Below are 21,224 nucleotides of genomic sequence, written 5' to 3' on the forward strand. Positions count from 1 at the left end.
TCAATGTTAGAAATTCTCGCTTATGCCATTGGTGTAATGTACACACCTGGCCCAATTAACCTATTAGGTCTACACAGTGGATTAAATGGTAAAACTCGTGAACATATTGGCTTTTTCGCAGGCGTGGGATGTGCCATGTTGATTCTGTTTATATTTCTCGGTTTCCTTGGACTTAAATTTATTAATCCTTCCTTATTACCATACATCAGTTTAATTGGTTGTATTTACATTGTTTATATTGCATGGAAAGTGTTTCGTGCAAATATCAATATCTCTGACAATAAAGCAAACGTATCTATATTAAGTTTTAATAACGGGTTATTTATGCAACTGCTTAACCCTAAAGCACTGGTTGCAACTATGCCAATTTCAACCATTCAATTTCCTGCCGCGGGTATTAGTGGCAGTGCGATCGTCGTTTGGTCTACATGCTTAGCCCTTCTCGCCTTTGGCGCACCGGGCAGTTATTCCTTGGCTGGAATGGTCATGGGGAAACGGATTGAGAACCCAATCTATTTCAAAACCTTCAATTTTCTGATGTCCGCACTATTGATTTTCGTTGCCACAAGTATTGGTTACGAGCATGTTTATCGTGCGCTTCTAGAATCACATTATTAAAAAATTATTGTCACTCGTTGGCTTTTTCCAATCTTGCTGATTTCTATTTGAGTTCAATATACACACTGTATAAGCCCCTTATTTCATATAAGGTTAGCTCTGAAATTGACCCAAAATATGTTTTAGGAAAACTCTATAAATTTTGCCTACCGAATTAATGACAAAAAATATATAGTCGGCACAAATAGATTATCCATACGTAATGTATATATTTAAAGATTGCAAATTGCCAAATGAGGGAATCATGAATAGATTCAAACTACAGACTATCGGCACATTGAGTCTGCTCATAGCCGCTATTGTGATACTAATAGCAGCGTTAGATTACCGAGCTTTTAGAAATGAAAGCATTCATCAACATAAAGAATTATTGCGGGAACACAACGCAACAATTGAAGCCACACTCAATGCCAAGTTTGAAAGTTATCGCAGTGAACTTGCAGCACTTAGCACCTTTGAAGGTGATACTGAAGGAGGCAGCTTAGCCTCTCATGTTATCCGCCAGCTAAAAACCTTGCAGCGAGTTCAACAAGATGTCAGTGAATCCGTGTCAATTTTGACCAGTGATGGCAGCTTATTCAGTTCTGATGGTGAAAAACTGCCTTTCAACGCTAAAGAGATGAATCGCTCTTACTACAATGCCGTGTTTAACCAAGGCAAAGAGTTCTATGTCTCTGAACCATTTAAATCAGCGACAACCGGAAATCTAGTTATTGCGGTTATTTATAAGCTCAATAACGAAACCGCAATCACAGCAAACGTCAAAGCAAGTGCCGTTTTAGGTGCTTTTGCAGATAAAAAAGACATGTTCCTTTATGCTCACGACGGTTCAATTTTACACTCTCCTTACCCTGAGCTTATTGGTAAAAATATCTTTGATGAGCGCCCACGATATAAAGAATTCAGTGAGTCAAATCCAGAGCTAGGCTACACCGCAGTAGTGAGAGGAAAGGATGTTGATTTTACTGCTTTCTGGACTCACCTTGAAGTGAGCGGCTGGAACTTTGTTACCTTCACACCGAACAGTGAAATTGAACAAGGGGCCAGCGACCAGCTTATTTACGCTGCAATAACCGGATTAATCTGTATTGTTTTGGCCAGCGGTGTATTGATGATGATCATCAATAAGTTAGTGTTAAGACCCGTCGGTGGAGCTCCTGATGAAATCGCAGCGCTAATGGAAGAGATGGCCACGGGTAACCTTTCACACAACTTTACTAAAACTGGTAAAGAAACGGGTATTTACCTCTCTCTTATCAACCTATCAGCTCAGTTGTCCACATTGATCAAAAACTCGTTGAGCATTTCAGAAAATGTCTCCTCAGCGGCGCAAGAACTGAACGTTGTGATGAATGAAACACAAAACAACGCTCAAGATGAATTGCAACAAATGGAGCAGGTATCGACTGCGATCAACGAGCTGTCTTCTACGTCTCAAGAAGTGAGCAACAAAGCCGTCATGGCAGAAGACGAAGCGAGAAAAACTCAAGACAGCGTTATAAACGGTAAACAAACGCTCGAAAAAAACATCGTCTTGACCGATAAGATCAGCCAATCGGTGACCAACACAGCAAGCATTGTCAGTGAGCTCAGCCAGTTGGTTTTGGAAATCGGCAGTGTTACTGAAGTTATCAATAACATCTCTGAACAGACTAACTTGCTCGCCCTAAATGCGGCAATTGAAGCTGCACGTGCTGGTGAACAAGGTCGCGGCTTCTCAGTTGTAGCTGATGAAGTCAGGGTTCTTGCTACTCGTACTCAAGAATCAACGGTCAGCATTCAGAAGATAATTGAAAGATTGCGTGGGCAGTCTGAAAAAGCCAACAAGAACATGATGGAAAACGTTGATTTAATCGAAGACTCCGTCGCTCTGGCAGATCAAATCAAAGCAGCATTTGAAGAAATCGCAGCGGCTTCACAGTCGATTTCTGATATCAACACTTTGGTTGCCACCGCATCCCAACAACAGTTTGCGGTAACCGAAGAAATTTCTCAGTCCATCACCAACACTTTTGATTTGGTGAACCGAAATGTTTCCGCTATCCATCAAACTCTGCAAGCTTCAACAGAACTTGCACAGTTAGCTGAAGCTCAAACGAATGAACTGGAATATTTCAAAGTCTAGTTAAACACCCGCTCCTCTTTCTAAGTTCTTGGGAAGAGGAGTGTTTTCTCTCCTCCCCCTCCAAACAGGCGGGTAACAATTTGCACCGTGTGTCACTTATTGCTCGCTGACTAGTAAAAACTTGCCCACCACTTGATAACAAATCATTAAGCCACTGAAATATAGCCACTTTATAATTGGCACTTCACTTGCCTACTCCCTCTACTCATATACGATAAATGTTGTTCAGAGGGATACATGACAAAGCTTAATTTCACGTTAACGGTTGATGGACTACCTGAAGACACGTTTGTTGTACGCGAATACAAAGGCTATGAATCTCTATCCGACACCCTTTTAGACAACGGTGATACTTGCTATGGATTTCGCTACTACATTGATTTAGCAAGCCGTCAGGCAAACTTCACAGCTAACAATATCGTCGACCGAAATGCGCATTTGAAGGTGTACAGAAACGGAGAGGTGGTTCAGCAGGTCAACGGCATCGTTCGAAGTTTCAGCCAAGGTGACACTGGGCACTCGCATTCTTACTATTCCGTCACTTTAGTTCCCCCATTAGAGCGTTTGTCGCTGCGCCAAAATTGCAGGATTTTTCAGTTAAAAACCGTTCCTGAAATCATCACCCTGTTATTGAATGAAATGGGCATCAGTGATGTTGTCTTTACCTTGAAACAGCCCAAAAAGAAGCGTGAGTTTTGTGTTCAATACCGTGAAAGTGACTTGGCTTTCGTGCAAAGACTCGCAGCAGAAGAAGGCATCGTTTACCACTTCGCCCATAAGAATGGTAAACACACGTTATGTTTTAACGATGACAGCAATACTCAACCAAAGCTCAATACGCCAATTCCTTACAATGCTGCCTCTGGCGGAACGGCGGATTCTACCTTCGTTTTTTCTCTCATCAAGAGCACTCAATCCGATGTTTCTGAGATTCAGCTTTCTGACTATAGCTTCAAAAAGCCCGATTATCTTTTCCGCCAAACTAGCGCTGGCACTGAATTGGATTACCAATTAGAAACATACGAACACTTTGATTTTCCAGGACGATTCAAAGACAACGAAAACGGTAAAGCTTACAGCCAAGCTCGATTAGGCTTTTTGCGCAGAGAAGCGAAGACAGCAATTGCGAAAAGCAACGAGCCAGCACTTCAAGCGGGATATAAATTTGATTTAGAAGAACATCTGGACGACACCAATAATCGCGATTGGCTGGTCGTTTATGCTCAACATTCCGCAACCCAGCCGCAAGCACTAGAAGAAGCCGGTGGACATGGCGCGACCACCTACTCAAACCAACTCAAGTTGATTCCTGCACACATACACTGGCAAGCTACGCCAATGGCGAAACCTCAAGTGGACGGCCCCTGTATTGCCACCGTCGTCGGGCCTGAGGGCGAAGAGATTTTTTGTGATGAACACGGACGTGTAAAACTTCACTTTCCATGGGACAGATACTCGAAAGGAGACGAACACAGTTCTTGTTGGGTTCGAGTATCGCAAAGCTGGGCTGGAAGCCAATACGGTGCTATAGCGGTTCCACGCATAGGCCATGAAGTGATTGTCTCATTCTTAAATGGCGACCCTGACCAACCTATCGTGACAGGGCGTACCTATCACGCAACAAACACTCCACCCTACTTGCTGCCGGAGAACAAAACCAAAACCGTTATCCGCACTGAAACCCATAAAGGGACAGGATTCAACGAGCTCAGTTTTGAAGACCAAGCCAACGAGGAAAAAATCTATCTGCATGCTCAAAAAGATTATGAAGCCGATGTTCTCAATGATCATTCAACCCACATAAAACACGACAAGCACTTAACGGTAGATAACAACCAATTTATCCAAATAAAAAACAATCAACACACCACTATTGATGGTGAAGGCAGGATAAAAATCTCGCAGGATTCGACGCAAATAATTGAAGGCAGCCATCATCATAAGGTCAATAACCTCTACGCCGTGAGCACTGGCAATGAAATACATTTCAAGAGTGGAGCCAAAGTCGTTATTGAAGCAGGAGCAGGAATCACACTAAAAGCAGCTGGAAGCTTTATAAAAATAGACGCTTCCGGAGTAAGTGTTGTTGGTCCTGCGATTAATTTAAATTCCGGCGGTAGTGCTGGCAACGGAAGTGGGTTTAGAGAAGCAATAGCGACACTGCCTAACAATGTTGAACCTGTGCCAGATCCTGAAGTTGCAACCCTACCAGTATTTACACCAACTCAAATTAGTAAGACAGGCGGTTTAGCAAAACCATGTAAGAAGGAAGCATAAGATGGAAGAAACACTTCATTTCCATCAATGGATAAAACAGCAAGAGCATAGAACCATTTACGCTATAGTAGACCCGTATTCTGAAGAATGCCCGCTCAAAGCATTTTATGACTGTGATGGATTAGATGCTGCTCCTTTACTAACACTAGAACAATTAACCAATCCAGAAGATGGACCTTGGCTGCTGCCAACTAATGAACATTTCTTACTTTGGTGGGAGCAAAATACACATTCTCACTGCGGTATTTTGATCTCTACAGATCAGCCAGTTCAGACTTTCCGCCGTCACTTCGCAAGTCTGTATCAAGCAATACTGCTGGGAGAATTGGTCTTTTTACCCTTTTATCGTCCAGAATATTTGTTCTCTCTGCTACTCAAGCTCCATCCAGATGAACGGGATACTTTATTGTCAGGGAACTCCGTCTTACTGCGTTCTAATGAATGTTGGCATGGCTATATATCTAATGCTTTGACTCTACAGCAAGAGAAGAACACTCCATGGTGGCGCATCAAAGAACATCACTTAGATAATAATCCGAACGTTCCCCTACTTGCTCACAACGTTGAAAGTTGGCTTTGGCAGTATCAACCAAACTTAATGATTAAGCTGCTAGAAGACAGCCCAGCAAGTTTTTCTGACGTGTTTAGCAACCATTTTTATACAACTAGCAAACCTACGCCACTAACTGAAAAAGTTGTTACAGCGGCTCTAAAGACGCTTTTCAGCAACGCCGTCATACAGCACCCCGAAGTTCAACACATCATCGACTCCTTAAAAGATGAAGAGCTACTTTTCGCTCTGAGAAAGACGTTTAACCAAATTCAAGGATATGCGTAATGCCTACTGAAATGTTTAACCACTGCCTACTCTGTAATCCAGAAGTGAATTGGTTAGAGGTGGAGCTTCGCAGCGAAAGAAACGAACCAATTACTGGATTGACGGTGAGAATTACCAACCCTTCTAGTGGCCAGACACTGAAAAAAAGCGCGCCACAAGGAAGAGTGCGGTTTGAAAACATTGTGGCGGCGGAATGGGTAGTTAATGTTGATACCGACACTCTGTTATCCAAAGTAGAGCAGTACGCCAGCCGTAAGGATAATGAAGATTCCCCTGTGCAAACGTGGGCTAAGGAACAGAAGGATTGTTGCGGAAATCCCAAAGCTTATTATCACGTAACGGTAGGCGATCTCTGGGAGAACCCACCGAAAGACAGTTTCCTTGTTGAAAATCATGGTCCCTCGAAGAAAAACTATCGGGACGAATCTAAGGGGTTTCGAACGAGCCATAACCGCTCATCGGTACTTGAGATCACAGCTCTACGCAGCTATATGCCCATGATAGTTGACACAGACGAGTTCAGTCTGGTGAATAGTTACACCTTTGCTCTGTTGTCTCAGCAGGCTTACGGTAACAATGATTTTGGCGACTCCAGAAATAAGACGTATCCACAAGGCGGTCATACGAATCTTTTAAAGACGTTGCAATCTCGACAGCGCCCAAGTCATGCGGCAGATAGAGAGGTGACCTGGCTACTTGATGAAGTGCCATACTCTCAAGCTCTAAAAGGAGAGTTTTATCATGATGATACGATTGGATCAGAAGGGTACATTTTCAGCAATGATAAGATAGCCATTATTGGTGTAAGGGGGACGGAGACCTACTTCACTAACGATGATGTGTTTCAGATTGGGGATTTAAAGGTAACGCCTACAGTAATGAATAAAGCGTTCCCCGTTATGAAAATCACTGAAGTGGTAGACGGTGTGATCGCAGCTGTGGGATCTCCGGGCTATCAGGATGTGATGACCGACATTGATGCGTCTCAGGAATCTCCACCGGAGTTTGGCGGAGCGTATGTGCATCGTGGTTTTTATAAGTATGCGATGGCATTTCGTAGCGCTGTTCGAGACAAGCTAGATTTGCATAAAAATAAAATAATTTATGTCTGTGGTCATAGTTTAGGTGGTGCAGGAGCCTTGTTACTCAGCACTTTACTTTATGATACTTATTCACCTTCTACTTTGCGTTTATACACCTATGGTATGCCGCGAGCGGGGACATATAGTTTTGTGCAGCGCTATCATTCAATAGTGCATTACCGTCATGTGAATAATCACGATGTAGTACCTCAGGTGCCGATGAGATGGATGAACACCAACCCCGATGAAAAAAGCGGACAATCGTCATTTGAAACGGCGTTGTCTCAGTCATCTAAGGTCTCAACACCTAGTACATTCGCTTCAACGTTTGCAATCCTATATCTTTGGGACTCGCTCAAAGAGAGAGTGGTAGACAGTGATGATGACAACTACCAGCATCATGGTAGTTTGATTCAGCTATTAACTTTTAGTCAGGCCAAACACTATCCTGAGGCGGTGAAACAAGTGTTGCTCACACACCGACAAACACACATATCAAGCTTAACATTGGCTTCAAACAAGTCTAATGATGCCTACCTTTTGGCAGAGACGCTGAGTCATGACCATATAGATATCAACGGATATAAGACCACGATTAAAGAATCGGGGGCAGACCATGCCTTAGGTGAGTATATCCCTAATTTCAAACAGCAATTAGCCTTGTTGCTAGAAGATAAATCGACACTAAATTATCAAACAGCCTTACAAACTGTACTTAATACTGAGCAATTGTTAATCGAGGTTCATAGCGAACTGGAAAAAGATGAATTGAATGCCTTAGCGATGCAGTACATTACTAGAAAAGATCCTGCGGCTCATATTCAGAGAGAGAATTCTCGTTCACAGGCATTGTTTGCAATACGCCAAGAGAAAAAGTTAACCGAAAAAATCACCTTAAATGTACAGCGGGTAAGAAAGGAGCTTGAAGCTCTAATACAAACGCCGAAACTATTACCCAGTGAGACTTTGTTATTTGGTGATCAAACTGCAAAAATCGAATTAGTGAGAGAGCAAATACAATGAGAACACTCAAACGGATAACACCTTTTGCACTGATAGCAATTGTGGGTGGGATGTTAGTTTATTATTTTAGCCCACCATCAGAGAAAATCTGGGGTGCAAATGGTGAGCCTTACATGGTTATTGCTGGGAAGAAACCTGCTGATGCGAGTATTAGTGTTCGAGTGAACTATTTTGGCCGTGGGGAATCCTGCTCGGGTTGGTCATGGAATGCGGGCAGTGGTGAGGTGAGGAAAGGGATTTATAACCAGAGCTTTAAGTTTGAGCACAATTTTTCAGAAGATGAAACGCGTTACGAATTAAGGGTGCCTTATAAGCCCAGAGAGCCAGAAAAAAACTGCATTACGACCTTATCAGATATGGAGGTTGAACTTACTAACGCATTTGATACGGTGGGTTTTGCGAATTTACGCATTAATAAAGCAGGAAAGGAGTATTACAACAAGCCGTTGGATGTAAACACCATAATTGAAGCCAAAGATTGTGATGGAAAATTATATAAATGGTCTAAGGATATTTGGAAAGGAATTATTGGTTGTATCTACGTTATCAATGACAACGAAATATCAAAACAGTCTGAAACAAATGCTGAAAGTGTTTATTTCGATTTCTCTCAATTCAATGACGACACCGTGATTCATTACGATATTTTGGCTGGCGAAAATTATCGTAGTGAGCCATTAGATCCTACTACCGGAAAATAAAAGTATCTTGGTGCAAAAAATCACAATGAAATTACTATTTAAATTGTTACTGGCTGCTATTGGGAGTGTGATTACTTTTTTCCTCATTGTGATATTTATCCTTACTCCATTAATGCAATGGTATAGCGAAAATAAGCCGCCTATAGGTAGCTCAATCGATGACCATTTTATTCGTATTCAAGGGATCAAGCCTGCTGATGCTCAAGTCATTGTGCGCACCACTTTTTATGGAGGTGGAGAAGAGTGTAGTTCATTTTTTTGGAGTGCTTCTGATGGTAAGAAACGGCAAGGCGGGAAAGGCGTATTTAAAATTAAACACGATTTTTCAAAGACACCAGACCGTTACGAGTTGAGAGTGCCCTATCAAAACTACCTATCATCAGGATGCGATATGAAATTATGGCAAATTGATGTAAGTGCCATAAATGCTTTTGACACGATTGGTTTTGCTGATTTACGGATTTACTCACCTGTAGATGAGAGAGATAAAGTACTCCACATTGATTCGAAAATAGAAGCTAGAGACTGTGATTCTTATATATTTTTTGGATTGGGAAAAGTTTGGTCTGGTGCATTAGGGTGTGATTTTTATTTTAATAATAAGAAAATATCTAAAGAACCAGAATATAACGCTGAAAAAGTTTACTTCGATTTCTCTCAATTTAATGACGACACCGTAATTCATTACGATATTTTGGCTGGCGAAAATTATCGTAGTGATCCATTAGACCCACAAACGGGAAAATAAAAAGTGCGTGGTAGGAAATTAAATGAAAGATTGGAACGATAAGCAGAAAGTGTGGAATGGCAACCTTAGAATATGGAGGCTTGTTGGTTTTCTAGTTTTAACTAGCTGCGCATACTGGATAGTAAGTTACGACTATACCGCCCCACCTAAAAGCTCTATTCGTATCGCCGGTATGAAACCGATCGATGCAAATATAAAAGCATGGGCGAATTACTGGGTAACAGGTGACGACTGCCAAGCATACTCTTACGATATGTTTGGTCGTAAAGCTTACCAAGGAGGGAAAAGAACAGAGAATTTTACGCAGAATTACGCTAATAAACTGAATCGCTATGATTTGAGAATACCTTACCAAACCTATATAGATAGCCAGAATTGTATTATTGAATTACGCGATATAACCGTTGAAGCGTATAACGAATTTGATACCGTTGGATTTGCTCAGTTACGCGTCTATCAGGCAGGAAATGACTATGATAATAAACCGATTGATGTAAATTCAAAAATTGAAGCTAAAGATTGTAATAGTGAAGTATATAGAAGTTTAAGGACAGTTTGGGCAGGAGCTGTGGGGTGTTACTTCTATTTTGACGATAAGGTCATATCAAAAAAACCGGAATATAATGCTGAGCGTGTTCATTTCGATTTCTCGCAATTCAATGACGACACCGTAATTCACTATGATATTTTAGCGGGCGAAAATTATCGTAGTGATCCATTAGATCCACAAACGGGAAAATAACATGGTGCTTCGGATGCAAGTACAATGAGAACACCTTTTGCACTGATAGCAATTGTGGGTGGGATGTTAGTTTATTATTTTAGCCCACCATCAGAGAAAATCTGGGGGTGCAAATGGTGAGCCTTACATGGTTATTGCTGGGAAGAAACCTGCTGATGCGAGTATTAGTGTTCGAGTGAACTATTTTGGCCGTGGGGAATCCTGCTCGGGTTGGTCATGGAATGCGGGCAGTGGTGAGGTGAGGAAAGGGATTTATAACCAGAGCTTTAAGTTTGAGCACAATTTTTCAGAAGATGAAACGCGTTACGAATTAAGGGTGCCTTATAAGCCCAGAGAGCCAGAAAAAAACTGCATTACGACCTTATCAGATATGGAGGTTGAACTCACTAACGCCTTTGATACAGTGGGATTTTCGAATATACGCATTAATAAAGCAGGAGAAGATTATTACAACAAAGCTCTGGATGTTAATGTGAAAATTGAAGCAAAAGACTGTGATGCATATATAAAACAAGGTGTCGTTAACAAAATATGGTTTGGTGGCTTGGGTTGTTATTTCTATTTTGATGGGCAGAAAATATCTGAAAAACCAGAATATAATGCCGGACAGGTTTATTTCGATTTCTCTCAATTCAATGACGACACCGTGATTCATTACGATATTTTGGCTGGCGAAAATTATCGTAGTGAGCCATTAGATCCACAAGCAGGAAAATAAAATGGTACTTCGGAAGCAAGTACCATGAGAACACCTTTTGCACTGATTGCAATTGTGGGTGGGATGTTAGTTTACTACTTTAGCCCGCCATCAGAGAAAATCTGGGGTGCAAATGGTGAGCCTTACATGGTTATTGCTGGGAAGAAACCTACTGATGCGAGTATTAGTGTTCGAGTGAACTATTTTGGCCGTGGGGAATCCTGCTCGGGCTGGTCATGGAATTCAGGCAGTGGTGAGGTGAGGAAAGGGATTTATAACCAGAGCTTTAAGTTTGAGCACAATTTTTCAGACGATGAAACGCGTTATGAATTAAGGGTGCCTTATCAACCGAGAGAGCCGGAGAGAAACTGCATGACTCAGTTATCTAATATGGAAGTTAAATTAACTAATGCTATTGATACTGCAGGGTTTGCTAACTTACGCATTAATACATCCGGTGTGAAATATTACAACAATCCTGTCAATATGAATATAAAAATTGAAGCTAAAGATTGCGAGCCTTATTTTTCAATAAAATATAAAAGATGGACAAATGGTTTTGGTTGTTATTTTTTTATTGATGGTATTCAAGAATCTAAAGAACAAGAATTTAATGCTCACCAAGTTTACTTCGATTTCGCGCAATTTAATGACGATACCGTAATTCACTTCGATATTTTGGCCGGCGAAAATTATCGTAGTGAGCCATTAGATCCTACTACCGGAAAATAAAAGTATCTTGATGGGAAAAATCACAATGAAATTACTATTTAATTTGTTACTGGCTGCTATTGGAAGTGTGATTGCTTTTTCCCTCATTGTGATATTTATCCTTACTCCATTAATGCAATGGTATAGCGAAAATAAGCCGCCTATAGGTAGCTCAATCGATGACCATTTTATTCGTATTCAAGGGATCAAGCCTGCTGATGCTCAAGTCATTGCACACGCCACTTTTTATGGTGGTGGAGAAGAGTGTAGTTCCTTTTTTTGGAGTGCTTCTGATGGAAAAAAACGACAGGGAGGAAAAGGAGTTTTTAAAATTGAGCATGATTTTTCAACAACGGCAGATCGCTACGAACTGAGAATTCCTTATCAAAACTACCTATCATCAGGATGTGATATGCAATTATGGCAAATAACTATCGGTGCTCGAAATGCCTTTGATACTGTCGGGTTTGCCGATTTACGAATTTACAAGCCAGCCAATGAGTGGAATAAAGCTCTTAGCTTTGACGCTATAATTGAAGCAAGACAGTGCAATTCTTTTATACATCAATGGAAAGATAATACATGGTCAGGAGGCTTGGGTTGTTATTTCTATTTTGATGGGCAGAAAATATCTGAAAAACCAGAATATAATGCCGGACAGGTTTATTTCGATTTCTCTCAATTTAATGACGATACCGTGATTCACTACGATATTTTGGCTGGCGAAAATTATCGTAGTGAGTCATTAGATCCACAAACAGGAAAATAAAAAGTGCGTGGTGTAACAAATTAAATGAAAGATTGGAACGATAATCAGAAAGTGTGGAGTGGCAACCTTAGAATATGGCGGTTTGTTGGTATCGCTGTGTTAATTAGCTGCGCATACTGGATAGTAAGTTACGACTATACCGCCCCACCTAAAAGCTCTATTCGTATCGCCGGTATGAAACCGATCGATGCAAATATAAAGGCGTGGGCGAATTACTGGGTAGCAGGTGATGACTGCCAAGCATACTCTTATGATATGTTTGGCCGTAAAGCTTATCGAGGAGGTAAAAGAACAGAACGTTTTACGCAGAATTACGCTGATGAGTCGAATCGTTATGAGTTGAGAATACCTTACCAAACCTATATAGATAGCCAGCATTGTATTGTTGAATTACGCGATATATCCGTTGAAGCGTATAACGAATTTGATACCGTTGGATTTGCTCAGTTACGCGTCTATCAGGCAGGAAATGACTATGATAATAAACCGATTGATGTAAATTCAAAAATTGAAGCTAAAGATTGTAATAGTGACGTATATAGAAGTTTAAGGACAGTTTGGGCAGGAGCTGTGGGGTGTTACTTCTATTTTGACGATAAGGTCATATCAAAAAAACCGGAATATAATGCTGAGCGTGTTCATTTCGATTTCTCGCAATTCAATGACGACACCGTAATTCACTATGATATTTTAGCGGGCGAAAATTATCGTAGTGATCCATTAGATCCACAAACGGGAAAATAAAAAGGTGCGGTGGTGGCAAATTCAATGAAAGATTGGAACGATAATCAAAAAGTGTGGAATGGCACCCTTAGAATATGGAGACTTGTTGGTTTTCTAGTGTTAATTAGCTGCGCATACTGGATAGTAAGTTACGACTATACCGCCCCACCTAAAAGATCTATTCGTATCGCCGGTATGAAACCGATCGATGCAAATATAAAGGCTTGGGCGAATTACTGGGTCACAGGTGATGAATGTGAATCTTACTCTTATGACATGTTTGGTCGTAAAGCTTATCGAGGAGGGAAAAGCACAGAGCGTTTTACACAAAATTATGCAAGTGACTCTAATCGTTATGAGCTGCGAGTACCCTACCAAACTTATACTGATAGCCAACATTGTATTGTTGAGTTACGCGATATAACCGTTGAAGCGTATAACGCATTTGATACCGTCGGATTTGCGCAGTTACGTGTCTATCAAGCTGGAACAGAATACTACAATAAACCAATTGCGTTAAGTTCAAAAATTGAAGCAAAAGACTGTGATGCATATATAAAACAAGGTGTCGTTAACAAAATATGGTTTGGTGGCTTGGGTTGTTATTTCTATTTTGATGGGCAGAAAATATCTGAAAAACCAGAATATAATGCCGGACAGGTTTACTTCGATTTCGCGCAATTTAATGACGATACCTGTACTAATTCAGACCTGATCTGACAGTTACCCACTTTTCGACTTGGTGCCTGTCAGATTATATCTGGGCTAGATTCTTTTCAGCCCAGATTGATTTCCCATCCTCTAATGTTTCTATCGGCGTTCTGCCACAGCACATTTTTCCTTGATGAGTACGGTGATTGTTGTAGTAGTCCATCCATTCGTCCAGATCTTTCTGCAACTCTTCGATAGAACCATACAGTTTCTTTCTGAATGTCACTTGGTAGAACTCATTCAATATGGTCTTGTGGAAGCGCTCGCAGATACCATTTGTTTGTGGTGACATCGCTTTAGTTTTCGTGTGGTCGATATCATTAATGGCTAGGTAGAGCTGGTAATCGTGCTGCTCAACACGACCACAGTATTCAGTGCCTCGGTCAGTCAAGATTCGCAGCATTGGCAGTTCATGCGCCTCAAAGAACGGTAGAACCTTATCATTCAATATATCCGCTGCGGTGATTGGTGTTTTCGTTGTGTAGAGCTTGGCAAAGGCGACTTTACTGTAGGTATCAACGAAGGTTTGTTGATAGATGCGACCAACACCTTTCAAGTTGCCAACATAGAATGTGTCTTGAGAGCCGAGATAACCTGGATGCGCTGTTTCTATCTCACCACAAGCCTCATCATCGTGCTTCTTACGCTCAAGAGCCGCAACTTGCTCGTCTGTTAGGATAATACCGTTCTCTGCGACCTGTTTCTCCAGTGCGATAAGACGTTTCTTGAAGTTCTCTAGGTCATTGCGAAGCCAGATTGAGCGTACGCCACTTGGAGAGATAAACACTCCCAATTTACGTAATTCATTACTCGTTCTAACTTGTCCATGAGCTGGGAAGTCGATGGCGTATTTGATAACGGCTTGCTCAGTTTCACTATCAACACGGTTCTTCAAATTCGGTGCTCTTCGGCTACGGTTAATCAGAGCATCAATACCCCCGTCTCAACCAACTCTTGATAACGGTAGAAAGTATCTCTTGATACCCCCATAACCTTACAGGCTCTAGATACATTACCGAGTTCTTCTGCAAGATTGAGAAGGCCCGCTTTGTGTTTGATAATTGGATTGCTAGTATGAAGCATGAGAGTTACCTCTTTTTGTCTTTGATTAGTGATTAAGCACCTTTAATCAAAGTGGGTAACTCTCTTCTTTTCAAATTGAAGTGTCAGATCTAGTCGGAACTAATACACGATACCTTAATTCACTACGATATTTTTGCTGGCGAAAATTATCGTAGTGATCCATTAGATCCCGCTACGGGAAAATAATGTTTAAATACATCGAGCACCCGCTAGAGATGGGTATTCTTAATAGCAACCTGCCCCTTTATCGCTGTACTTTCAAATAAAAAGAACCTGCATAGTCGGCAGATTCTTTTTACTGACGCAAAACACTCAGTATCTATCAGTTTAAAACCTCTATTTTTTCCTAGTGTAACGATTACACTTCCAGCGCTTGGTAAGAGTATCGATTACGTCCGTCGTGTTTGGATTGATATAAAGCTTTGTCTGCTGCGCTGACAATATCAAGAGGCGTGACAGAACTAAAATCACACTGCATAGGATCTAACGTCGAATAGCCAACAGACACAGTTACGATTGGGTAGATAGCTTCCGGTGCGTGCTTAATCGCTAAATCAGCAATTGTAGACATTAAGCTACCGATGAGAACTTCGGCTCCTTTTTTATCCGTGTTTGGCAAGATTAGAGTAAACTCTTCGCCGCCAAAACGTGCAGCAAAATCCGCAGGACGTTTGGTAACGTTGTTCAATCCCCGTCCAATCGCTTTTATACAGTCATCCCCTTCCACGTGGCCGAAATAGTCGTTGTATTTCTTAAATTCATCGATATCTATCATCACAATAGATAGAGGTTCTTGTTGCCTGCGCGCACGCCTAAACTCGATATCTAATTGTTCATCAAATGCCAGCCTGTTAGCTAACCCTGACAAACTGTCTGTATGTGCCAGCTTGTTCAGTTGCACAAGGGCTTTATGATAAGCAAGGTGCGTTTGCACTCTAGCAGCGACGACGCGCGGTTTTAGTGGCTTAGTGATAAAGTCGGAAGCACCTGCATCAAATACTTTCTCCTCAAAACCTGCTTCTATCTTACTGGTAATAAAAAGCACCGGAATACTCGCGGTCGCCATATCTTCTTTAAGCATTATGCAGAGCTTAAGACCATTGATGTCTGGAAGCTCTACATCCAACAAAATTAAGTCTGGGCGAGTTTCACTGACCATCTCCAAAGCTTGAGAAGCCGTCGAGGCAAAACGAATTCGACCAACGTCTTGCAACACTTTATGTAACGCGATAACGACGGAACTGTCGTCGTCCACAATAAGGATCTCTGGAATGTTTTCTTCCGACAGCTTATCCATTATCTTTCCTTGAACTGAGTACAAAAGGCTCTAAGACCTCTTTAGCTTGTGTGAAATTCAAACGCTTTGTTGAATCCAGTAACGAATTGAACTTATCGCGTCCTAACAGATTGAATAAATGTTCTTTTTCTTCTTCAACCAATGTTAATGCATTTAAGTCTTGTTCGTTAAACATTTTCAATAATTCTATGGCGGCATCTAGTGAGGCTTCATTGTCAATCGTTGAAGGAACGATCGAAATTTCCTGACTTTGCTTCCATTGCATGATTGCCGCTTTAGAAGCCGCATATAGCTCTTTAAGTTCTGATACCAGCTCCTGCATTACATTTTCTGCGTTTGTGTCTGGCTCCCTTAAGGTATTTTCAGCGGATGAAGCAAGCGTATGGAGCCGCTGCGCACCAACCATACCGGCTGAACTACGTAATTTGTGCGCTTGTGCGGCCAAGCTCTCGCGAATCTCGGGATTATCTAGACTATCGGCACCGATAGCTTTATCCGACAATAAGTTTTCATTGTCTTCCAGCAGATGCTGAAGCGTATTAAAAAACAGTTCTTTATTGTTCATTAACAGCTGTTTAGCTTCTGCTAAATTTAACCCCTTAATCACTGGCCAGCTGTCTTCCGGTTGTAAAGGCATATCAATAGAATCTGCTTCAATACTCGTTCCAAGCGGTTTCGATATATGAGTTCTCAACACACTGATTAACTGTGCCGGACTAATAGGTTTGGTTAAGAAATCGTTCATTCCGGCCTCAAAAGCACGTTTGCGTTCTTCAACCAGAGCTCCTGCCGTTAACGCTATGATAGGAAGTTCCGTCATACCAAGAGATTGACGGATGTGTTTCGTAGCAGAAAGTCCATCCATAACCGGCATTTGTACATCCATTAAAACTGCATCGTAATTTGACGAATCAGCTTTCAACTTATTAATGGCTGTGTCGGCACTATTCGCGGTCTCTACATCTGCGCCCGCTTGAGTCAAAAGATATTTCGCCACTTCCAAGTTTGTTTCACTATCGTCAACCACCAAAATGCGCGAGTTACTCAGCCATTTTGCTTTTATTTGAGCTGTCGTCGTAGCGCTCAAAACACGCTCAATATCACCCGTAAAACGACAAACCGTATCATTCACCGCATCAAATAAGGTCGAAGCAGACACTGGCTTTTGCAGTGTATAGGCGATCAAAGGATTATCATCAAACTGGCCTAATTGCTGTTTTTCAATGTCTGAAACCATGAGTACGGCTGGCAGTGTATCTTTTTCGATTTGATGAGCTAACTTCTCTAGTGTTTGAACACCATCAAGATCGGGCATTTTCCAATCAACAATTAAAGCATCCGGTAGACGCAAACCGTGCTCTTGCCTTTCAATAAAGAGTTCGACAAGCGCGTTCCCGTCATTCACTAGATCTGCTCGCCATCCAAGTGAACGAGTAAGTGACATAATCTGCTTAGCATCTTGTTCATCATTTTCAGCCACGATGAGATACAACATTTGCTGATTTTGTAATCCGGCTAACTCAATTTCATCAGCAGAAATCACCGAGAAAGGAATATCAACCCAAAATGTAGAACCTTTACCCTCCTCGCTTTTTACGGCAATTTCCCCATCCATAAGTCCAACAAGCTGACTTACGATAGATAGCCCCAATCCAGTTCCGCCATATCGTCTTGTGGTACTTGCATCCGCTTGTGAAAAAGGTTTAAAAAGTCGTGATATGTTTTCTTGTGATATCCCCACACCAGAATCAGTAACAGAAAAACGCACAATGGCTTGAGGTTTATCATCAATAACTTTCGTATCTTTCAGTTCAACGTTAAAACTGATCTTTCCGATATCAGTAAACTTGAGGGCGTTACTCAGTAAATTATTCAAGATCTGCTTCAACCGTAACGGGTCAGCTTCTACCCAATCGGGCAAATCACGAGATAGTACTAAAGCAAATTCAATCTTTTTCTGTTCTGCTTGAATAGTAAACACGCCGCTAATTTCGTCAGAAAAATCGCGAAGATTAACCGGCAGTAACTCTAAAGACATCTCATCCGCTTCAATTTTGGACAGATCCAACACGTCATTGACTATTCCTAATAGCGACTTGCCCGAAAGGCTTATTTTATCTATCAGTAGACGCTGTGCTTCTGTCAGTGATTCGTCGGCAAACATATGAGTTAACCCGATGATCGCGTTAAGAGGTGTCCTTATCTCATGGCTAGTATTCGCCAGAAAAGCACTTTTAGCACGTGTTGCATTCTCTGCTTCTTGTAACGCCACCTTCAGTTCTTTTTCTATTTTTAGTCTTTCAGTGATATCTCGAAGCGAAACGGAAACAAGCAAATCATCTTCCATAGGAACCGCACTTAAACTAATTTCCACAGGAAACTTTTCACCAGTGCCTTTTAATGCAAATAGCTGTCGTGAGGGAGCCATGCGACGATTTTCAGGGTTATTCATGTATGCATTTAAATACATACTGTGCGCTCCCCTAAACTCTAGTGGGATGAGTTGATCAATCGAATTATTCTCAAGTTGACTCCTCGACAAACCAAACACTTTCTCCGCTTCCGCGTTTACCATTTTGACGATGCCAGTTTGATCCACAATCAAGGTGGCTTCAGGGGAAGACTCCAATAGTGCTTTAAATCTTGATAATTCTTTGGTTTGTTGACGTTGTAACTGGTGATTCCATTTCTCGCGCTGTGACACCAAAGCGCTCATCCAAAGCCAATATTGAATCACAACGCTCACAAAAACGAATATTAGAATGGCAAAAAATAACACTATAAATTGCCAGGAAATACGAATGATAAATGGCAGTTTAGTGCTCGTTGTATAGATATTGAGATGTCTGGGCGACGTGGTAGTGTCTAAATTGAACATTGAATCAACAGCCCAAATATCGCCACTATTGCCTGCATATTCATTGGCTCCGGTGATCGCCAATATTGTCGGCTCTACAGGGAGAAATTCATTACTCCACTTGACCGGATTACCGTTCTCAAACGCAAAGGATTGGCTCGGTTCAGGATGTACAATAAAACTCCCGTCACTGTTCGTAATGTAAGATTGGATATGAGCGATATTCCCCAAAGTAATCTCATCTAAAATTGCAGTGGCGTTCAGGTTAATAATGATGAGACCAAATGGTTTCCCATCTTTAAAATACAAAGGTGTTGAAAACCGCCAGACAGGACGATGAGGGGTTTCAATGACTCCATATTCTCTATTGAGATTGATATCAGACACATAAACCTTACTGTCCCCGACACTCAACGTTTGCGATATATAAGGCTCTGAACTTTTATCCTGTAAATCGGCGTCATTAAAGACAATAAGATTGCTGCCTTCTCTTTGTACTTTTACCTGTTCTTTCCAATTATTTTCTTCGGTGATAAGTCTTACTTGAAATACTTCTTGAGATGTCTGCATGTAAGCTTTGAATATCTCTGTCATACGCTCTCGCCACAGCTCTTTCAACGCACGCCCAACCAATGGCATATCCTGACTTTCCATTTGTAGCATTGCTATAACTGGCGGAGTATTGGCTAAAAAGAGCGTGTCACGACTATATTGTGCGGCTATTTCTTCAAGGTTTGACTTCACTTCATGATTATTACGAGAAAGCTCATTTGCTAAGTCTGATTTTTGCCTCTCCAACATTTGCCAGCTGATTAAAAAAAATACCGCTAACATAGTGACGATTGCTGTCGGCCAAGTTTTTCTTACGTTCGAACTACGCAAAAAGTGCAAGACGCTTTGAACACCACGATATGCTTCACGGTTTTCATCAAAATCGTCCCCTGCATTTGTGCGCAAAAAATTAACGCTCAGAACTAACAGCAAGGTCAGCCCCATACCAATGATGATAACCCAGTGAATGTCCCAGCGATTGGCCATGTAAGCCTCATCATTCGGAACAATTTCTAATTTCCACTCCTGCCCCATAACGTTGATTACACGTACCATTTTGTCTTCTAAATGGTAGTTCGAACCATGACCATCACTAATATAAAACGGTGTTGATTCATTTTGGTTACTCAGTTGGACTTGTGCATGGTCTATAACCAAAGATAAACCGGCCAATACGTCATCAATGATCAAAGGAGCATACGACCAACCGACTACATTTTGCTCCCTAGCCTCTGGGGTTTGCATGGTGAAATCGTTTGGAAAGATAGGCAGCATAATTAACACACCGCGTCGGGCTTTTTTGTCAGCCTGTACCAGGGTAATTGGCTCACTTAAATACGCACGGTTTTCTCTTGCGGAAGCTAGTGCTGCATTTCGGCGGTTTGTTTCAGAGCCAATATCAAGCCCTATGGCTTGTTTGTTCGGAGCAATAGGATAGATGTATTGAATAACGAAACGATCACTATCATGAGGATTCAATGAACGAACTGAAAAATCCGGCATACCATCCTGCCGAGCCATTTCGAGAAAACGTTGTTCTTCCTTGACCGGCACTCGTCTAACAAAGCCAAATCCAAGTGCACCCGGAAACTCTCTGGTGATATCACGCGTCCCAATATAGTTTTCAAATTGCTTACGAGTGATTTTATCTGGTCCCGCTGTGACAACGGAACCACGAGCGCCCCTCAATCCATATTCGTACAGAGCAAAACGCTCCTGAATAATTGATTCGGCTTGCGTCATAAGCAACTCTATATGAGCTTTATCATCCTCTTGGTTTTGGGAGTGCAGCAGTATTGCAATTAATGCCGTAAGTAATGTACCCGCACACAAAGGAAGCCAAATAGATAAAAAACGGAAAGTTTTGGTCAGAGAAAATTTCATAAGGAGTAGCCCAATTCAATTTCTTCGGCTGGAACAGACCGAAATAGCGTTCTCTCTGACGTGGAATCACGCCAATGGCTTTGAACTGACCTTTCAAATGGCGTGGTGTGAAAATCAACGTCGCTATCAAGCAAACAAAAGAGCCGTTGTTCAATTGAATCATCAACCAATAATATTCTAGGTAAAGACTTACCGACTGAGAACATGCTCTCTCCTTCTGCTAGGCACGCGCAAACCAATGAAAACGCATCACTCAACATGCCATATGTTAAAAGTGTAGTTTAGAA

15 protein-coding genes and 1 pseudogene are annotated in these 21,224 nt (G+C 41.5%); 13 read left to right on the forward strand and 3 right to left on the reverse strand.

Translation table 11 applies throughout. The features are described from left to right. Positions 1-3: 3 nt before the first annotated feature. The 13 genes from AAGA51_RS09990 (at position 4) to AAGA51_RS10050 (ending at position 13,774) form a co-directional block, all read left to right on the forward strand. Positions 4-618, forward strand: a complete 615-nt coding sequence (locus AAGA51_RS09990) for a LysE family translocator (protein WP_042481672.1) — start codon at positions 4-6, stop codon at positions 616-618. Between the two features lie 244 nt (positions 619-862). Further along, positions 863-2,743 (forward strand): methyl-accepting chemotaxis protein, encoded by a 1,881-nt coding sequence (locus AAGA51_RS09995; RefSeq protein ID WP_042481669.1) that lies wholly within the window; start codon positions 863-865, stop codon positions 2,741-2,743. A gap of 237 nt (positions 2,744-2,980) precedes the next feature. After that, the gene (gene tssI, locus AAGA51_RS10000; protein WP_042481666.1) at positions 2,981-5,020 is read left to right on the forward strand and encodes a type VI secretion system tip protein TssI/VgrG; all 2,040 of its coding nucleotides are present in this window, start codon (positions 2,981-2,983) and stop codon (positions 5,018-5,020) included. Position 5,021: 1 nt separating this feature from the next. Continuing rightward, positions 5,022-5,858, forward strand: a complete 837-nt coding sequence (locus AAGA51_RS10005; RefSeq protein ID WP_042481664.1) for a DUF4123 domain-containing protein — start codon at positions 5,022-5,024, stop codon at positions 5,856-5,858. Then, on the forward strand, positions 5,858-7,963 hold the full coding sequence (locus AAGA51_RS10010; RefSeq protein ID WP_042481661.1) for a lipase family protein: 2,106 nt from the start codon (positions 5,858-5,860) through the stop codon (positions 7,961-7,963). The genes AAGA51_RS10005 and AAGA51_RS10010 overlap by 1 nt, the downstream gene beginning before the upstream one ends. Next, positions 7,960-8,664, forward strand: coding sequence for a hypothetical protein (locus tag AAGA51_RS10015; protein ID WP_052404555.1), 705 nt, complete (start codon positions 7,960-7,962; stop codon positions 8,662-8,664). The genes AAGA51_RS10010 and AAGA51_RS10015 overlap by 4 nt, the downstream gene beginning before the upstream one ends. A gap of 25 nt (positions 8,665-8,689) precedes the next feature. After that, the gene (locus tag AAGA51_RS10020) at positions 8,690-9,412 is read left to right on the forward strand and encodes a hypothetical protein (protein WP_042482165.1); all 723 of its coding nucleotides are present in this window, start codon (positions 8,690-8,692) and stop codon (positions 9,410-9,412) included. A gap of 22 nt (positions 9,413-9,434) precedes the next feature. Beyond that, a complete protein-coding gene (locus tag AAGA51_RS10025; RefSeq protein ID WP_042481658.1) occupies positions 9,435-10,154 on the forward strand; it encodes a hypothetical protein in 720 nt (239 codons plus the stop codon). Between the two features lie 127 nt (positions 10,155-10,281). After that, positions 10,282-10,872 (forward strand): hypothetical protein, encoded by a 591-nt coding sequence (locus AAGA51_RS10030; protein WP_052404554.1) that lies wholly within the window; start codon positions 10,282-10,284, stop codon positions 10,870-10,872. A 24-nt stretch (positions 10,873-10,896) separates the two neighbouring features. After that, a complete protein-coding gene (locus tag AAGA51_RS10035) occupies positions 10,897-11,583 on the forward strand; it encodes a hypothetical protein (protein ID WP_052404553.1) in 687 nt (228 codons plus the stop codon). A 25-nt stretch (positions 11,584-11,608) separates the two neighbouring features. Further along, positions 11,609-12,331, forward strand: coding sequence for a hypothetical protein (locus AAGA51_RS10040; RefSeq protein WP_042482161.1), 723 nt, complete (start codon positions 11,609-11,611; stop codon positions 12,329-12,331). Positions 12,332-12,355: 24 nt separating this feature from the next. Beyond that, positions 12,356-13,075 carry a hypothetical protein gene (locus AAGA51_RS10045; RefSeq protein WP_042481655.1) on the forward strand — a complete coding sequence of 240 codons (720 nt, stop codon included), beginning with the start codon at positions 12,356-12,358 and terminating at the stop codon, positions 13,073-13,075. Positions 13,076-13,099: 24 nt separating this feature from the next. After that, entirely contained in the window at positions 13,100-13,774 is a 675-nt protein-coding gene (locus AAGA51_RS10050) for a hypothetical protein (protein WP_342291459.1), read from the forward strand. Positions 13,775-13,808: 34 nt separating this feature from the next. Here AAGA51_RS10050 and AAGA51_RS10055 read toward each other — a convergent pair. The 3 genes and pseudogenes from AAGA51_RS10055 to AAGA51_RS10065 form a co-directional block, all read right to left on the reverse strand. Further along, positions 13,809-14,848, reverse strand: a pseudogene (locus AAGA51_RS10055) (IS481-like element ISVvu4 family transposase). Between the two features lie 358 nt (positions 14,849-15,206). Further along, a complete protein-coding gene (locus tag AAGA51_RS10060) occupies positions 15,207-16,145 on the reverse strand; it encodes a diguanylate cyclase (protein WP_042490174.1) in 939 nt (312 codons plus the stop codon). Further along, positions 16,138-20,937, reverse strand: a complete 4,800-nt coding sequence (locus AAGA51_RS10065; protein ID WP_042490172.1) for a CHASE domain-containing protein — start codon at positions 20,935-20,937, stop codon at positions 16,138-16,140. The genes AAGA51_RS10060 and AAGA51_RS10065 overlap by 8 nt, the downstream gene beginning before the upstream one ends. Positions 20,938-21,224 lie beyond the last annotated feature (287 nt).

Origin of the sequence: Vibrio diazotrophicus (assembly GCF_038452265.1) — a bacterium.
GTDB classification, from domain to species: Bacteria; Pseudomonadota; Gammaproteobacteria; order Enterobacterales; family Vibrionaceae; genus Vibrio; species Vibrio diazotrophicus.

Bases quoted from the DNA above. Each gene is read 5' to 3' on its own strand.
- AAGA51_RS09990 (WP_042481672.1), top strand. From the start codon at position 4: ATGTTAGAAATTCTCGCTTATGCCATTGGTGTAATGTACACACCTGGC.
- AAGA51_RS10005 (WP_042481664.1), top strand. From the start codon at position 5,022: ATGGAAGAAACACTTCATTTCCATCAATGGATAAAACAGCAAGAGCAT.
- AAGA51_RS10025 (WP_042481658.1), top strand. From the start codon at position 9,435: ATGAAAGATTGGAACGATAAGCAGAAAGTGTGGAATGGCAACCTTAGA.
- AAGA51_RS10035 (WP_052404553.1), top strand. From the start codon at position 10,897: ATGAGAACACCTTTTGCACTGATTGCAATTGTGGGTGGGATGTTAGTT.
- tssI (WP_042481666.1), top strand. From the start codon at position 2,981: ATGACAAAGCTTAATTTCACGTTAACGGTTGATGGACTACCTGAAGAC.
- AAGA51_RS10045 (WP_042481655.1), top strand. From the start codon at position 12,356: ATGAAAGATTGGAACGATAATCAGAAAGTGTGGAGTGGCAACCTTAGA.
- AAGA51_RS10015 (WP_052404555.1), top strand. From the start codon at position 7,960: ATGAGAACACTCAAACGGATAACACCTTTTGCACTGATAGCAATTGTG.
- AAGA51_RS10010 (WP_042481661.1), top strand. From the start codon at position 5,858: ATGCCTACTGAAATGTTTAACCACTGCCTACTCTGTAATCCAGAAGTG.
- AAGA51_RS10030 (WP_052404554.1), top strand. From the start codon at position 10,282: ATGGTTATTGCTGGGAAGAAACCTGCTGATGCGAGTATTAGTGTTCGA.
- AAGA51_RS09995 (WP_042481669.1), top strand. From the start codon at position 863: ATGAATAGATTCAAACTACAGACTATCGGCACATTGAGTCTGCTCATA.
- AAGA51_RS10050 (WP_342291459.1), top strand. From the start codon at position 13,100: ATGAAAGATTGGAACGATAATCAAAAAGTGTGGAATGGCACCCTTAGA.
- AAGA51_RS10040 (WP_042482161.1), top strand. From the start codon at position 11,609: ATGAAATTACTATTTAATTTGTTACTGGCTGCTATTGGAAGTGTGATT.
- AAGA51_RS10020 (WP_042482165.1), top strand. From the start codon at position 8,690: ATGAAATTACTATTTAAATTGTTACTGGCTGCTATTGGGAGTGTGATT.
- AAGA51_RS10060 (WP_042490174.1), bottom strand. From the start codon at position 16,145: ATGGATAAGCTGTCGGAAGAAAACATTCCAGAGATCCTTATTGTGGAC.
- AAGA51_RS10065 (WP_042490172.1), bottom strand. From the start codon at position 20,937: ATGAAATTTTCTCTGACCAAAACTTTCCGTTTTTTATCTATTTGGCTT.